Origin of the sequence: Achromobacter sp. Marseille-Q4962 (genome assembly GCF_943737005.1) — a bacterium.
Lineage (GTDB): Bacteria > Pseudomonadota > Gammaproteobacteria > Burkholderiales > Burkholderiaceae_B > Achromobacter.
This window is the reverse complement of sequence record NZ_CALSFU010000002.1, coordinates 56,308-71,173: the sequence shown is the minus strand read 5'-3', so window position 1 is coordinate 71,173 and position 14,866 is coordinate 56,308. Positions and strand designations below refer to the sequence as shown.

Sequence of the window (14,866 nt, the reverse complement as noted above, 5' to 3'; positions counted from 1 at the left end):
TCTCCCGCCCATTGCACAAGGAAAACGCGCCCATGCAAGCCCTCGCGGCCATGCCCACGGACGTCGCGGCCGCCGTCCGCGTCGTGCTGACCGACATCGACGACACCCTGACCACCGACGGCCGCCTGCCGGCCGAGGCCTACGACGCCCTGGAGCGGCTGGACCGGGCCGGCGTGCAGGTGGTGCCGATCACGGGCCGCCCGGCGGGCTGGTGCGACCACATCGCGCGCATGTGGCCGGTGCGCGCGGTGGTGGGGGAAAACGGCGCCTTCTACTACGCCTACGACCGCCAGGCCCGGCGCATGAAGACGCACTACTGGACCGACGCCGCCTCGCGCGCCTTGAGCCGCCGCAAGCTGGACGCCATCCGCGACCGCGTGCTGCGCGAGGTGCCGGGCGCCGCCGTGGCCAGCGACCAGGACTACCGCGTGGCCGACCTGGCCATCGACTTCTGCGAAGACGTGCCGCCGCTGCCAGAGGCGCAGATCGGCCGCATCGTGCGCATCTTCGAGGAGGCGGGCGCCCGGGCCAAGGTCAGTTCCATCCACGTCAACGGCTGGTTCGGCGAATACGACAAGCTCACCATGACGCGCACGCTGTTCGAGCGCGAATTCGGGGTGGACACCGACCGGGCCCTGGACACCACCCTCTTCATCGGCGACTCGCCGAACGACGAGCCCATGTTCGCGTACTTTCCCATTTCGGTGGGCGTGGCCAACATCCAGTCGCAGTTGCACCGCCTCGCGCACCGCCCCGCCTACGTCGCCGCGCGCCACGGCGGCGGGGGCTTCGTCGAGATGGCCGAGCGCCTGCTGCAAGCGCGCGCCCGCCGCCATACGGACGCCTGAGGGGAGGCAACGTGGCCACTGCATCCAAGACCGCGGCCAAGACCGTTTCCAGAACCGCGGCCAAGCCGGCCGCCAACGACGGCCGCCGCAGCATCCAGTCCATCGAGGTCGGCGCGCCGCTGCTGGCCGCCCTGGTCGAGGCGGGCAAGCCGCTCACCCTGCGCGACCTGGCAGCCGGCGCCGGCATGACCTCGGCCAAGGCCCACCCCTATCTGGTGAGTTTCGTCCGCGTGGGCCTGGTGCAGCAGGATCCGCTCACCGGCCAGTACGAACTGGGCCCCTTCGCCCTGCAGATGGGCCTGGTCAGCCTGCAGCGGCTGGACCCGGTGCGGGTGGCCATGCCCGAGATCGCCAAGCTGCAATCCGAGATCGGCCATACGCTGGGCATCGCGGTGCTGGGCTCGCACGGCCCCACCATGATCCACATGACCGAGGCCAGCTATCCGGTGCACGTGAACATGCGCAAGGGCACGGTGATGTCCATGCTGAACACCGCCACGGGCCTGGTTTTCGCCGCCTGGCTGCCGCCCAAGGTGAGCGAGCACTACATCGCCCGCGAGGAAGGCGACACGGCGGTGATCGCCAGCCTGACGCCGCCGCGCCACGCCAGCGGCGCGCATCTGCAGGCCCAGCTCGCCGACATCCGCGTGCACGGCATGGCCCGCGCCCTGGGCAATCCGCTGCCGGGCGTGGACGCGCTCTCCGTGCCGGTGTTCGACAATACCGGCGCCATCGTGCTGGCGCTCACCGCGCTGGGCCCCACGGGCCTGTTCGACGTGGCCTGGGACGGCACCATCGCGCGGCCCCTGCTGGCCTGCGCGCAGGAAATCTCGCGCAAGCTGGGATACCGGGGCTGAATCGCTCAAAACGCGCAAAAACGAACATCCAACGCAAACAATCAAAGAAAGTCGAAAAGAAAAAGCAGGGACTTTCCCGAGTGTGCCTTGCGTTCTTGTGTGTTTGAATTTGACGACACGTTGACGACCCGTCAGATTCATACATAAAGAGGAGACACACCATGCCCGCCCTGCGTCTGTTGCCGGCGGCCGTCCTGGCCGCGCTCGCCGTTGGCGCCGCACCGGCCCATGCGGCCGACACCTGCCCCAACCGGGGCGACCTGGACCAGAACTTCTGCGACGCCAACAAGGACTTGGTCGCCGACACGCCGACCGACCCGGCCAAGCTCAAGACGCCGTCCACGCTGGTGTTCACCTACACGCCGGTCGAAGACCCGGCGGTATATGAAGATATTTTCAAGCCCTTTACCAAATACCTGTCCGAGTGCACCGGCAAGCGCGTGGTGTTCTACCAGGTGCAGAGCAACGCCGCCGAAATCGAAGCCATGCGCTCCGGCCGCCTGCACGTGGGCGGCTTTTCCACCGGCCCCACCGCGTTCGCGGTGAACATCGCCGGCGCGGTGCCGTTCGCGGTGAAGGGCTATGCCGACGGGTTCCAGGGCTACAACCTGATCGTCATCGTCAAGAAAGACAGCCCGTACCAGAAACTGACCGACCTGAAGGGCAAGAAGCTGGCCCACACTTCGCCCTCCTCCAACTCCGGACACATGGCGCCGGTGGCGCTGTTTCCGAAGGAAGGCCTCACGCCCGACAAAGACTACAAGGTCATCTTCTCGGGCAAGCACGACCAGTCGGTCATGGGCGTGAATTCCGGCGACTACGACGCCGCCGCGGTGGCCTCCGACGTATTCAAGCGCATGGCCGAGCGCGGCCAGATCAAGGAATCGGATTTCCGCATCATCTACACGAGCGAGAAATTCCCCACTTCCTCGTTCTCGTACGCGCACGACCTGGAGCCGAAGTTCCGCGACCAAATGCTCAAGTGCTTCTACGACTACCGCTTCCCGGACGAGATGAAAAAAGCCTTCGACGGGGCGGACCGCTTCTACCCGGTGACCTACCAGAAAGACTGGGCCATCGTGCGCGAAGTGGCCGAGTCCGGCGGCGAGAGCTTCAACCGCGCGGCCTATGACCGCGAAACCGCCAAGAACAAGGGTAAGCAGTAAGCATGACGACGTCTCTGCGCATTTCCGGCCTGGTGAAGGAATACCGGGCCGGCCGGCCGGTGCTCAATGGCATAGACCTGCAGGTCGCCGGCCAGGGCCTGACGGCCATCATCGGGCCGTCGGGCACCGGCAAAAGCACGCTGTTGCGCTGCATTAACCGGCTCATCGAGCCCACCCGGGGCGAGATCGTGCTGGAGTCTCCGGAAGGCGCGGTGGACCTGGCGCGGGTGCGCGGGACGGCCCTGCGGCGGGCCCGCCGCCGCATCGGCATGGTGTTCCAGGAATACAACCTGGTCGAGCGCCTGACCGTCATGGAGAACCTGCTGACGGGCCGCCTGGGCTACACCTCCGCCTTCAAGGCGTGGATGCGCAAGTTCGAACCCGAGGACATCGCCCACGCCTTCCGGCTCCTGGAAATCGTGGGTCTGGAGGGCTTCGCCGACCAGCGCGCCGACGCGCTTTCGGGCGGGCAGCGCCAGCGCGTGGGCATCGCGCGGGCGCTGATGCAGCGCCCCCAGCTGCTGCTGGCCGACGAGCCCACGTCCTCGCTCGACCCCAAGACCTCGGTCGAAATCATGGAGCTGCTGGCCGCGCAGGGCAGCGCCAGCGGCATTCCCGTCATCGTGAACATCCACGACGTGGAGCTGGCGCGCCGCTACGCCACCCGCATCATCGGCATGTCGGGCGGGCACGTGGTGTACGACGGCGACGGCCACGGGCTGGACCCGGCCATGCTCAAGACCATCTACGGAGGCGAGTCGTGGCTGGAATGACCGTTCCCGGCGGATACCGCCCCTTTGCCATGCCGGGCCGCGTGAAGGCGGGCTTGGCGCTGGTGGTCATCTACGCCGTCTACGCGGCGGCGCAGCTCGATTTCAGCTGGGCGCGCTTTCATTCGGGCATCGGTCATGCGGCGACCTTTCTGTCGCGCATGTTTCCGCCCAATTTCGAGAAACCCGACACGCTCTGGAAAGGCATAGGCGAGAGCCTGGAGATCGCCGTGCTGGCCTCGCTGCTCGGCATCCTGCTCTCGCTGCCTATCGGCATGCTGGGCGCGCGCAACCTGATGCCGGCGTGGATCTCCTGGCCGGCCCGCGCGCTGGTGGCGCTGTGCCGGGCGCTGCATCCGGTGATCGTGGCCATTCTGTTCGTGAAGGCGGTGGGCTTCGGCGCGCTGGCCGGCATCCTGGCGCTGATGGTGGCCTCGGTGGGCTTCATCGGCAAGCTTTTCACCGAGGCCATCGAGGAAATCTCGCTCAAGCAGGTCGAGGCCGTGCGCGCCACGGGCGCCTCCTTTGCCAACGTGGTCCTGTTCGGCGTGCTGCCGCAGGTGTTCGCGCGCTTCGTGGGCTTTGCCACCTACCAGTTCGATTCCAACCTGCGCAATTCCACCATGGTGGGCATCGTGGGCGCGGGCGGCGTGGGCGGCACGCTGTTCTCGGCCTTCCAGCGCTTCGACTACGATTTCGTCGCGGCCATCCTGCTCACGCTGATCGCCATCATCATGCTGGGCGAGATCCTGGCCGGCTTCGTGCGCGCGGTGTTCCTGGACAACCTGGGCTTCGACCGCATCCTGCGCAGCCGCCGGACCGGCGCGCGCGGTCCGGATCCGGCCTCGCCGCCCGCGGCGCGCAAGGCGGAGGTGGAAGAATGAACGCCGCCGCCCACCCCACCCCGGCCGCGCACGCCGGCTCGACGCCCCGCCAATGGCGCCGCTACAGCCCGGGCCAGCGCCTGCTGCGCTTCGCCCTGTACCTGGCGGTGGTCGCCGCCATCGTGCAAGCCGTGCGCAGCGTGGAGATCATCCCGGAGTTCCTGTACGACGCGCCGGAACAGATGGCCGACCTCTTCCAGCGCATGTGGCCGATCGACTGGGGCTACTACCTGGAAGGCGTACACGGCCCGCTGGTCGAAACCCTGCACATCGCCACGCTGGGCACCATCCTCGCGGTGATCATGGCCGTGCCGGTGGGCCTGCTGGCCGCCCACAACCTCACGCCCAGCAGGCCCGTCAACCTGCTGGCCCGGCTCATCCTGGTGTCCAGCCGCTCGGTCAACTCGCTGGTGTGGGCGCTGCTCTTCATCGCCATCTTCGGCCCGGGCGCCCTGGCCGGCACGCTGGCTATCGCGTTCCGCTCCATCGGCTTTGTCGGCAAGCTGGTGGGCGAGGCCATCGAAGAGGCACAGCGCGGCCCCATCGAGGCCGTCACCGCCACCGGCGCGAGCCGGGGCGCGGTGCTCTGGTACGCCTACTGGCCGCAGATCCGGCCGGCGTTCTGGTCCATCGTGCTGCTGCGCTGGGACATCAACGTGCGCGAGTCCGCCGTGCTCGGGCTGGTGGGCGCGGGCGGCATCGGCATGGCCCTGGACACCGCGCTCAACCTCTTCCAGTGGGACCGCGTCTCGCTGGTGCTGGCCGCGATCTTCGCGATCGTCGTCGTCGCCGAGATCGTCATCACGCAGGCGCGCAAGCGCATCCTGTGAGCCCCCTCCCGCGCGCCCCGGCGGACTTCCCGCCCCGGGGCGCGCTTCATGCCGCCTTCCCCTGCCCGCTTGTTGCGCCCGTCCGGGCCGACTATGCTGCACATGACCGGAATATGACCCGTCATCAAATCCGCTGCACGGCTTGAGTAATATCCTGCCTTTTCACGCCGGACACCCGCTCCATGTCGGAACAAGAACTCAAATTGCACGTGCCCATGGCGTTCCGCGCAAGCGTGCTGCGGGAAATGAAGCAGCGCGAAGTCGCGCGCGTCCGGCTGCACGCCATGTACTTCGATACGCCCGAGCGCGAGCTGGCGCGCGCGCGCATCGCGATCCGGCTGCGCCAGGAAGGCGCGGAATGGGTGCAGACGCTGAAAATGCCGGGCGCCGACACCATCACCCGCGTCGAGCTGAACCACCCCCGCCCCGGCCCGATACTCGACCTTTCCGTCTATGCCGGCACGGAGCAGGAAGCCGCGCTGGCCGCGCTCAAGGGCGAACTCGGCCTGCGCTACGAAACCGACGTGCAGCGCCTGCTGCGCCGCGTGCGCACCCGCCAGGGCACGGTGGAACTGGCCTACGACACGGGCATTCTGCGCGCCGGTGCGCTGGAACTGCCGATTTCCGAGCTGGAGTTCGAGCTGGTGTCGGGCCGGCCCGCCGCGATCTTCTCCCTGGCGCGCAAATGGCAGCAGCGGCACGGGCTGGTGCTCGACCCCCGCAGCAAGTCCGAACGCGGCGACGCGCTGGCGCAGCTCGCGCGGCGGCTCGAAGACGTGGATGCCGGCGCCGAAGCAGAGCGCGAGGCGCGCCGGGCCGAGGCCATCGCCCGCTTCTGGGCGCCGCGCGCGGCCGCGCCCGTCAGGCTGGAGCCCGGCATGAGCGCGCCGCAAGCCATGGCGCGCGTGGCCGCCGAGTGCCTGGACCAGATCGCCCGCAACGCATCGGTGCTGGCCGAGGTGGACACCGAGGGCGTCTGCCGCGCCGGCAATTCCGAGCACGTGCACCAGCTGCGTGTCGGCATCCGCCGCCTGCGCTCCGCCTGGCGCCTGTTCGACGGCTGGACCGGCCCGGTTCCGGCCTCCCTGCTGGACGACATGCGGCGCCATTTCGCCGCGTTCGGGGCGAACCGCGACCAGGACGTGCTGAACGAAACCATCGCGCCGGCGCTCGCCCGCGCGGGCATGCCCATGCTGCCCGCCGAGTCCGCCGCGCCGCAGGAAGACGCCCGGGCCATCGCCGGCGGCAAGGCGTTCCAGTCCTGGCTGCTGAACCTGCTCGAATGGAGCCTGGACGTGCCGGCCGCCGAGGCGCCCGCGTCCGGAGCGCCGCCCGCCCGGCGTGCGCGGGGCGCCGACGACCACGCCCCGGAGCCCGCCATCCGGCTCGAAGGCGGGCCGTCGTCATCGGCAGCGGCGCGCGTGCCGGCCATCATTCCGCTGCAGGCCGCTCAGCCCGATCCCGCGTCCCTGCGGAAGCTGCTCGCCCGCCGCCTGCGCCGCTGGCACCGCAAGGTCGCCGAAGCCGGCCTGCGCTTCGCCGAGCTTCCGCTGGCCGAGCGCCATGAGTTGCGCAAGCGCGGCAAGCGGCTGCGCTATGGCCTGTCGTTCGCCGAATCGCTGCTGCCGGCCGGACGCCTGCGCGACTACCGCAAGCTGCTCTCGCACGTGCAGGACGTGCTGGGCGAGATCAACGATCTCGCCCTCGCCCGCGACCACTACGCGGCCCGCACCGCCGCCCACCCCGAAGCCTGGTTCGCGCTGGGCTGGATCAGCGCGCGTCTCGACGAACTCACCGCCGAGGCCCGGCGGGCGTTCCAGGACCTGGCCCACGGCAAGCCGTTCTGGAAATAGCCGTCCGCGCCTTGCGCCCCGGCTGACCGGCCGGGGCGCGCGCACCTACCTTCCCGATACGACAGCCGTGCTTCCGCTTGCAAGCGGACACGCTTCTCGCACCGCGTTTCAAAAAAAGGGACGCTGACAGCTTCCCGTCAGCTTGCGGTCAACGGAAAGACATTCCGGCCCCGAATACTGGTGGACCGCGCCGGGCGCCACCGAAAGCGCCCGGCGCGCCCGGGCCCGCCGCGCGGGCCTTTCCCGTCCACCCTCATTCCCGATCATGCCCATGACCGACACGCTGACCACGTTCGCCAGGCGGAGCCTGTACGCCTGTTGCGCCGTTTCGCTGGCGCTGGCGCTCGCCGCCTGCGGCGACGACGACGACGGCTCCGACGATCCCGCGCCGGCTCCGCCCACTGCTCCCGAAACGCCCCCCGCCTGCGCCGCGCATTGCGCGCCGTGACCCCGGTCCGCCACCTATCCGCCTGCTCCCATGACGATCAACGCTTCCAAGAGAAAGTTCATCAAAGCCTCCCTGGGCGCCACGGCCGCCGCGGGCGCGCTGTCGATGTTTCCGCCCAGCATCCGCCGCGCGCTGGCCATCGAGGCCAACAACGCCACCGGCACCATCCAGGACGTCAAGCATGTGGTCATGCTGATGCTGGAGAACCGTTCGTTCGACAGCTATTTCGGCACTTTCCGCGGCGTGCGCGGCTACGGCGACCGCTTTCCGATCCCGCTGTCCAACGGCAAGACGGTCTTTCACCAGACCCGGGCCGACGGCACCGAAGAGCTGCCCTACCACCTGGACGCCACGCAGGGCAACGCACAGCGGGCGGGCAGCACGCCGCACGCCTGGCCCAACTGCCAGGCCGCCTGGGATCACGGCCGCATGAACCGGTGGCCCAGCGCCAAGCAGCCGCTGTCCATGGGCTATTACGAAGACGCCGAAGTGCCCTTTCACCGCGCGCTGGCAGAAGCCTTCACGCTGTGCGACGCCTACCACTGCTCCATGCACGCGGGCACGATTCCCAACCGCCTCTTCTTCTGGACCGGCACCAACGGCCCCACGGGCGACAACGTGGCCGTGGTCATGAACGAAATGAACGACGGCGCCGACGTGGGCCCCTCTACCGAGGGCTGGACCTGGACCACCTACGCCGACCGCCTGCAGCAGGCCGGCGTGAGCTGGAAGGTGTACCAGAACATTCCGGACAACTTCGGCTGCAACGAAATGATGAGCTTCCGGCACTGGCGCGCCGAGATCGAGAAAATGCCGGCCGACCGCCAGGTGACCAACAACGGCGGCCCCGCCTACAACCCGGCCATCGACGACGCCTACAGCCCGTTCGCCAAGGGATTCGGCAACACCATGCCCGACGGCGGCTTTTTGCAGAGCCTGCGCGACGACGTGCTCAACGGCACGCTGCCCGAAGTGTCGTGGATCATTCCCCCCGCGGCGTACAGCGAACATCCCGGGCCCTCCAGCCCGGCCAAGGGCGCCTGGTACATCCAGGCCGCGCTGGACGCGCTGACCCTGTCGCCGGAGGTCTGGAGCAAGACGGTGTTCCTGGTGACCTACGACGAGAACGACGGCTTCTTCGACCACATGCCCTCGCCGTCCGCCCCCTCGCGCAACGAGGACGGCACGCTGGCGGGCAAATCCACGCTGTCCGATGCCGACATGGCCTTCGAGTACTTTACCTACGCGCCCGCCACGCCCAGGCAGCTCACGGCCGACGGCAAGCCGTTCGGCCCCGGCATGCGGGTGCCCATGTGGGTCATCTCGCCCTGGAGCCGCGGCGGCTGGGTGAATTCGCAAGTGTTCGACCACACCTCGGTGCTGCGCTTCCTGGAGCGGCGCTTCGGCGTCGCGGAACCCAATATCGCCCCGTTCCGCCGGGCGGTGTGCGGCGACCTGACCTCCTGCCTGGACTTCGTGTCGCCCAACACCGCGTCGCTGCCCATGCTGGCCGGACGCCGCACGCGCAGCGACGCCGACGGGCTGACGAGCTGGCAGGAAAAACAGCCGGCCATCGCCGTGCCCGCCGTGCAGACCCTGCCCGCCCAGGCGCCGGGAACGCGCCCCTCGCGCGCCCTGCCCTACGAGCTGCACGCCAGCGCGCGCGAAGACGCGGGCGCCGGGCAGGTCCGGCTGATCTTCGCCAACGCCAGCGCCGCCGGCGCGGCGGCCGTCTTCCATGTGTACGACAAGCTGCGCCTGGACCGCATACCGCGGCGCTACGTCGTCGAAGCCGGCAAGTCGCTGGAAGACGCCTGGGACGTTTCCGCCGACCAGGGGCGGTACGACCTCTGGGTGCTGGGCCCCAATGGCTATCATCGTTCGTTTGCCGGCGATCTCGCCCAGGCCGCCGGCGCGCGGCCGGAGATCCAGGTGTGCTACCTGCCCTGCGAAACCCCGCAGGTGCAGGTCAAGCTGCGCAACGACGGCGCCGCGCCCTGCGTGTTCTCGGTGCGCGCCATGGCCTACCGCGGCGACGGCCCGTGGAGCGTGACGGTGCAGCCCGGCGCAACGGGAGAGCTGACGTGGGATGTGGCCGCATGCGGCCAGTGGTATGACTTCGCGGTGGCCTGCGAAGGCTACGCCGCGTTCGCGCGGCGCTTTGCCGGACGCATGGAAACGGGCAAGGATTCCATCAGCGACCCGGCCATGGGGCAAGTGGCCTGAGCCCCGAAGACGAATGCCGGCGCAGAACGCCGGCATTCCAGGAAAATCCTCGGCCGCCCGCCGGCGCAGAACGCGCCGGCGGGCGGCGGTTCAATCGGCCAGCAGCGCGCCGGCGAATTCATCGGCGACGAAGGGCTGCAGGTCTTCCAGGCTTTCGCCCACGCCGATCCAGTAGACCGGAATCGGCCGCACGCCCTGGCTGCCCGCCGCCACGGCGGCCAGCGTGCCGCCCTTGGCGGTGCCGTCCAGCTTGGTCACGACCAGGCCGGTGAGATTGATGGCGGCATCGAAGGCGCGGATCTGCGCCAGCGCATTCTGGCCGGTGTTGCCGTCCACCACCAGCAGCACCTCATGCGGCGCGGAGGCGTCGGCCTTGCCGATCACGCGGCGGATCTTCTTCAGCTCTTCCATCAGGTGCAGCTGGGTCGGCAGGCGGCCCGCCGTGTCCACCATGACCACGCTGGCGCCCCGGGCGCGCCCGGCATTGACGGCGTCGAAGGCCACTGCGGCGGGGTCGCCGCCGTCCTGGGAGATGACCGTGACGTTGTTGCGGCTGCCCCATTCGATGAGCTGTTCGCGCGCCGCCGCGCGGAAGGTGTCGCCCGCGGCCAGCAGCACGCTGGCGCCCTGGCGCTGGAACGTGTTGGCCAGCTTGCCGATGGACGTGGTCTTGCCCGCGCCGTTCACCCCGGCGATCATCACCACCAGCGGCTTGGCGCGGTTGAGCTCGAAGCTGCGCTGCAGCGGCCGCAGGTGGTCGGCCAGCAATTCGCGCAGCGCCGCCTTGACCTTGGCCGGGTCTTCGATGCGTTCTTTCTTGACCCGGGCGCGCAGGGCCGCAAGCAGCTTCTCGGTGGCCTCCAGCCCCGCATCGGCCATAATGAGCGCCGATTCGAGTTCCTCGAAAAGGTTCTCGTCGACCTTCACGCCGACGAAAATGCCGCCGATGCTCTGGCCGGTGCGCGACAGGCCCTGCTTGAGGCGGGTCAGCCACGAAGCCTTCCTGGGCGCGGCCCCGGCGGCCGCCGGGGCGCCGGACTCCGGCGCAGGCGCAGCCGGCTCGGACGCGGCCGACGGCATCGCCGCTGGCGCCGTGGCGGCCGGGGCGACCGGCTCAGGGGCGACCGGCTCAGGGGCGACCGGCTCAGGCGCGGCCGGCTCAGGCGCGGCCGGCTCAGGCGCGGCCGGCGTAGGCGCGGGAGGAACCGGCGGGGCGGGCTGCGACAGTGGCGCAGGCGCGGCCGCAGGCGCCGGCTCGGACGCCGGCGCAGCCTCCGGCAGCGGCGCGGGCTGGGCCGGCGCGGCGGGCGGAGGGGTCTTTTTCTTGAAGAAGCTGAACATGGGCAACAAGTATATTCGTATCGTCGGAGGCCAATACCGGCGCACTCCCATCGCCGTCCCCGACGTGGAAACGCTCCGTCCCACCCCCGACCGGGTGCGCGAAACGCTCTACAACTGGCTCAACCACCTGTGGGGCGGCGAATTCGCCGGCAAGCAGGTGCTGGATCTGTTCGCGGGCAGCGGGGCGCTGGGCTTCGAGGCGGCCTCGCGCGGCGTCGGCCACGTGCTGATGGTCGAGCGCGACAGAACCGCCGCGTCCGCCCTGCGGACACTGCGCGACAAGCTCAAAGCCGACATGATACGCATCCATGCGGGCGATGCGATGCAGGTCCTGCAACGGATGGACGCTTCGCGCTTCGACCTCGTCCTGCTCGATCCTCCCTTCGGACAGGGCTGGCTGCCCCGCATATGGCCGATGCTGCCGGGTATTCTGAACGACGGCGGCCTGGTCTATGCTGAAGCCGAAAGCCCGATCGATCCGCCCGAAGGATTCCGCATGCTGCGCCAGGACAAGGCCGGCGCCGTGCATTACCACCTGATGGAATTTGCTGCATTGCGGAAATAAGTCAATAATCCGGGCTTCGGAGGAAGGTGTACGCCATCAATAACGGTACGGAGCCTGCATGATTACCGCTGTCTATCCCGGTACGTTCGACCCGCTGACCCGAGGCCACGAGGATCTGGTCCGGCGCGCCGCCACGCTGTTCGACAAAGTCGTGGTCGGCGTGGCCCACAGCCGCAACAAGAAGCCGTTCTTCAGCATAGACGAGCGCGTCGCCATCGCCCGCGAAGTACTCGGCCACTATCCCAATGTGGAAGTGCAGAGCTTCGGCGGCCTGCTCAAGGACTTCGTGCGCGAGCAGGGCGGGCGCGTCATCGTGCGCGGCCTGCGAGCCGTGTCCGATTTCGAATACGAGTTCCAGATGGCCGGCATGAACCGCCACCTGCTGCCCGACGTCGAAACGCTGTTCATGACGCCCTCGGACCAATACCAGTTCATCTCCGGCACCATCGTGCGCGAAATCGCCCAGCTGGGCGGCGACGTGAGCAAGTTCGTGTTTCCGTCGGTGGAGCGCTGGCTGCAGGCCAAGGCCAAGGAGCGCCGCGAGCAGTCCTGGCCGGGCTGAACGCCGGGCCGCGGGGCGCTCAGGCGTCCCGCGCGGCCTGGGCGAAGGTCTCGGCCAGCCTGTCGAAATGCCGCAGCGCGGCAGGCGTGAATTCGATCTGCTTGCGGCGGGCGTCTTCGGTATCGTTCAGCGTGAGCCAGCCTTTCGCGCGCATCGAGGTCAGGCGCGCATGAATGGTGGCGGGCGAGCCGAGTTCGCCGTGGGCCATCATGTCGCGCACCGACAGCCGCCCGTTTTTCTGCGTCACCCGGGCCACGGATTCCAGGATTTTCTCTTCGAGCGGGTCCAGCGCGGGCAGCGGCGACAAACCGCGCAACCCTGCCCTCAATTGCAGGAACCGCAGATAGATGTCAGCCGGCCTGGCAGGCATGGCGAACCCTCACGGCGAGCCCACCGCGACCGCGCTGTCGTCGATCTCCGCCAGCGCCGTGGTGAAAATATCTTCGAGCGACGCCAGCATCGCCTCCACCGACTGCCCGCCCTCGTACAGGCCGCGCTCATCGACCAGCGCCTCGAGCCGGGCGCGGTACAGGCGCGCGGCCTCGCAGCGCTCGTCGATGGGCGCCACGAAGTATTCGCCATGGGCGTCGCGGGTGTCGTCGATGGGGCGGACCAGGCCCTGCCTTTCGAGGTCGAAGGCTGCGGCCATGGCCTGGGCGCGGCTGCATCCGAGAAGATCGTGCAGCGTCCGCAGCGGCATGCGGCCCGCATCCAGCGCCATGTCGAGCGCCAACGCGGCCGCGGGCGAGACGTTCAGGGCCCGCGCCAGCGCCGCGGCGTAACGCACGCGGTAAAGGATCATGAACTGGTGGAACCGGGTAATCGCAAACATTGCCTGCCCCCGACCGTCAAGCCTGCCACGCCGCTCGCGGGCAGCGCGGCAGCGCCGGTCCGCAAAACGTTATATAAACGATAACGATGTTGCCCGGCACGGGCAACCGGGCCGGGCGCGGCGCGCCGGATGGGCGCCGGCCGTTTTGAGTAAAATCGGCCCATGGCCGCCTCCGCCGCGCACACGAAGGCTGGCGGACGGAAAAGATCATGGCCCTGACCATCACCGAAGAATGCATCAATTGCGACGTTTGCGAGCCGCAGTGCCCCAACGAAGCAATCTCCATGGGCGAGGACTACTACGTCATCGACCCCAATCGCTGCACGGAATGCGTGGGCCACTATGATGAGCCCCAGTGCCAGGTGGTGTGCCCGGTGGAGTGCATCGAACTCCACCCGCAATGGAAAGAAGGCCAGGAACAGCTCATGGCCAAATACCGCCGCCTGACGACGGGGTCCGCATGAGCGGCGCCGCGCAGTCCCGGCTCGACAACCCTTCCGCACGCCCGCGCCTCGGCCGCGACCTCTCCGCTTCCGCGATCGCGGCCGGCCTGGTCGCGGTGCTGGTGAGTTTCGGCGGCACGGCCGTGCTCATGGTGCAGGCCGGGCACGCCGCCGGCCTGGACGCCGCCCGCATCGGCTCCTGGATCGGCGCGCTGAGCCTGGCGCTGGGCCTGGGCGGCACGGTCTACAGCCTGCGCACGGGCCTGCCCATCGTCATGGCCTGGTCCACCCCGGGCGCCGCGCTGCTCGTAACCGCCCTGGCCGGCGTGCCGTTCGGCGAAGCCGTGGGCGCTTTCCTCCTCGCGGCCGCGCTCACGCTGGCCTGCGGGCTCTTCGGCTGGATCGACCCCATCCTGCGCCGCATTCCGCCCGAGATCGCCGCCGCCATGCTGGCCGGCGTGCTGCTCAACTTCGGCATGGGCATTTTCACCAGCGTGAGCCGGCAGCCCGCGCTGGTTCTCGGCATGTGCGCGGCCTATCTGCTGTGCCGGCGCTTCGCGCCGCGCTACGCGGTGCTGGTGGTGATGGCCGTGGCGGTCGCGCTGGCGGCGGCCCAGGGCCTGATCCGCGCAGACCAGCTCGACTGGCGCCTCACGGAATTCGTCTGGACTACCCCGGTCTTCAGCGCGCAGGCGGCCGTCAGCCTCGGCATTCCGCTGTTCGTGGTGGCCATGGCTTCGCAGAACCTCCCCGGCCTGGCCATCCTGCAGGCTTCCGGCTACCAGCCGCCGGCCTCCCGGCTGGTGGCGACCACGGGCGTGCTGGGCCTGCTCGCCGCGCCGTTCGGCGCGCACAGCATCACCATGGGCGCCATCAGCGCGGCCATCTGCACCGGCCCCGAAGCGCACGAAGAGCCGGCGCGGCGCTACGTCGCCGCCGCCACCTATGGCATCAGCTACGTGCTGCTGAGCATGGTGGCGGGCGCGGTGGCGGTGTTCTTCCAGGCGCTGCCGGCCGCCCTGCTGGCGGCCCTCGCCGGCCTGGCCCTGCTGGGCACCATCATGGGCGGCATGGCTTCGGCCATGGCCAATCCGCGGCGGCGCGAAGCGGCGCTCATCACGCTGCTGGCCACGGCCTCGGGCTTCAGTTTCTGGGGAATCGGGTCGGCCTTCTGGGGCCTGGCTGCGGGCCTGGCGGCGCACGCCGTCTTCGAATACCGGCGCGCCGGCGAAGCCGGCTGA

At 69.3% G+C, this 14,866-nt stretch carries 16 protein-coding genes; 13 read left to right on the top strand and 3 right to left on the bottom strand.

Going from position 1 to position 14,866, the window contains the following annotated elements:
* Positions 1–32: 32 nt before the first annotated feature.
* The 9 genes from NGJ44_RS02040 (at position 33) to NGJ44_RS02000 (ending at position 9,882) form a co-directional block, all read left to right on the top strand.
* Entirely contained in the window at positions 33–848 is an 816-nt protein-coding gene (locus tag NGJ44_RS02040) for an HAD-IIB family hydrolase (protein ID WP_251862953.1), read from the top strand.
* An 11-nt stretch (positions 849–859) separates the two neighbouring features.
* Complete coding sequence (locus NGJ44_RS02035) at positions 860–1,705, top strand: IclR family transcriptional regulator (protein WP_251862952.1); 846 nt, start codon at positions 860–862, stop codon at positions 1,703–1,705.
* Positions 1,706–1,866: 161 nt separating this feature from the next.
* The gene (gene phnD, locus NGJ44_RS02030; protein WP_053246349.1) at positions 1,867–2,871 is read left to right on the top strand and encodes a phosphate/phosphite/phosphonate ABC transporter substrate-binding protein; all 1,005 of its coding nucleotides are present in this window, start codon (positions 1,867–1,869) and stop codon (positions 2,869–2,871) included.
* 2 nt (positions 2,872–2,873) lie between these two features.
* The gene (gene phnC, locus NGJ44_RS02025) at positions 2,874–3,644 is read left to right on the top strand and encodes a phosphonate ABC transporter ATP-binding protein (protein ID WP_251862951.1); all 771 of its coding nucleotides are present in this window, start codon (positions 2,874–2,876) and stop codon (positions 3,642–3,644) included.
* Positions 3,641–4,525 (top strand): phosphonate ABC transporter, permease protein PhnE, encoded by an 885-nt coding sequence (phnE, locus tag NGJ44_RS02020; RefSeq protein ID WP_251863069.1) that lies wholly within the window; start codon positions 3,641–3,643, stop codon positions 4,523–4,525. The genes phnC and phnE (NGJ44_RS02020) overlap by 4 nt, the downstream gene beginning before the upstream one ends.
* Complete coding sequence (gene phnE / locus NGJ44_RS02015) at positions 4,522–5,355, top strand: phosphonate ABC transporter, permease protein PhnE (protein WP_251862950.1); 834 nt, start codon at positions 4,522–4,524, stop codon at positions 5,353–5,355. Before phnE (NGJ44_RS02020) ends, phnE (NGJ44_RS02015) begins: the two co-directional genes overlap by 4 nt.
* Before the next feature lie 182 nt (positions 5,356–5,537).
* Positions 5,538–7,208 carry a CYTH and CHAD domain-containing protein gene (locus NGJ44_RS02010; protein ID WP_251862949.1) on the top strand — a complete coding sequence of 557 codons (1,671 nt, stop codon included), beginning with the start codon at positions 5,538–5,540 and terminating at the stop codon, positions 7,206–7,208.
* Positions 7,209–7,479: 271 nt separating this feature from the next.
* On the top strand, positions 7,480–7,656 hold the full coding sequence (locus NGJ44_RS02005) for a hypothetical protein (protein WP_251862948.1): 177 nt from the start codon (positions 7,480–7,482) through the stop codon (positions 7,654–7,656).
* Between the two features lie 30 nt (positions 7,657–7,686).
* Positions 7,687–9,882: a phosphocholine-specific phospholipase C gene (locus tag NGJ44_RS02000; RefSeq protein WP_251862947.1), complete on the top strand. Its 2,196-nt coding sequence runs from the start codon at positions 7,687–7,689 to the stop codon at positions 9,880–9,882.
* Between the two features lie 90 nt (positions 9,883–9,972).
* Here the strand turns inward: NGJ44_RS02000 and ftsY are convergent, their stop codons facing one another.
* Entirely contained in the window at positions 9,973–11,223 is a 1,251-nt protein-coding gene (gene ftsY / locus NGJ44_RS01995) for a signal recognition particle-docking protein FtsY (RefSeq protein ID WP_502802096.1), read from the bottom strand.
* Between ftsY and rsmD the strand changes: the two genes are divergently transcribed.
* Both rsmD and coaD read left to right on the top strand, forming a co-directional pair.
* Positions 11,222–11,788 (top strand): 16S rRNA (guanine(966)-N(2))-methyltransferase RsmD, encoded by a 567-nt coding sequence (gene rsmD / locus NGJ44_RS01990; RefSeq protein WP_053245580.1) that lies wholly within the window; start codon positions 11,222–11,224, stop codon positions 11,786–11,788. The two genes, ftsY and rsmD, sit on opposite strands and share 2 nt — an antisense overlap.
* A gap of 58 nt (positions 11,789–11,846) precedes the next feature.
* Positions 11,847–12,350, top strand: coding sequence for a pantetheine-phosphate adenylyltransferase (coaD, locus tag NGJ44_RS01985; protein ID WP_053245576.1), 504 nt, complete (start codon positions 11,847–11,849; stop codon positions 12,348–12,350).
* 19 nt (positions 12,351–12,369) lie between these two features.
* On the opposite strand, the gene NGJ44_RS01980 is transcribed toward coaD, so the two are convergent.
* Both NGJ44_RS01980 and NGJ44_RS01975 read right to left on the bottom strand, forming a co-directional pair.
* Positions 12,370–12,720: a winged helix-turn-helix domain-containing protein gene (locus tag NGJ44_RS01980; protein WP_251862946.1), complete on the bottom strand. Its 351-nt coding sequence runs from the start codon at positions 12,718–12,720 to the stop codon at positions 12,370–12,372.
* Between the two features lie 9 nt (positions 12,721–12,729).
* A complete protein-coding gene (locus NGJ44_RS01975; protein WP_251862945.1) occupies positions 12,730–13,182 on the bottom strand; it encodes a hypothetical protein in 453 nt (150 codons plus the stop codon).
* A 209-nt stretch (positions 13,183–13,391) separates the two neighbouring features.
* Here NGJ44_RS01975 and NGJ44_RS01970 point away from each other — a divergent pair, with 209 nt between their 5' ends.
* Complete coding sequence (locus NGJ44_RS01970) at positions 13,392–13,646, top strand: YfhL family 4Fe-4S dicluster ferredoxin (protein ID WP_053245577.1); 255 nt, start codon at positions 13,392–13,394, stop codon at positions 13,644–13,646.
* The gene (locus NGJ44_RS01965; RefSeq protein WP_251862944.1) at positions 13,643–14,866 is read left to right on the top strand and encodes a benzoate/H(+) symporter BenE family transporter; all 1,224 of its coding nucleotides are present in this window, start codon (positions 13,643–13,645) and stop codon (positions 14,864–14,866) included. The genes NGJ44_RS01970 and NGJ44_RS01965 overlap by 4 nt, the downstream gene beginning before the upstream one ends.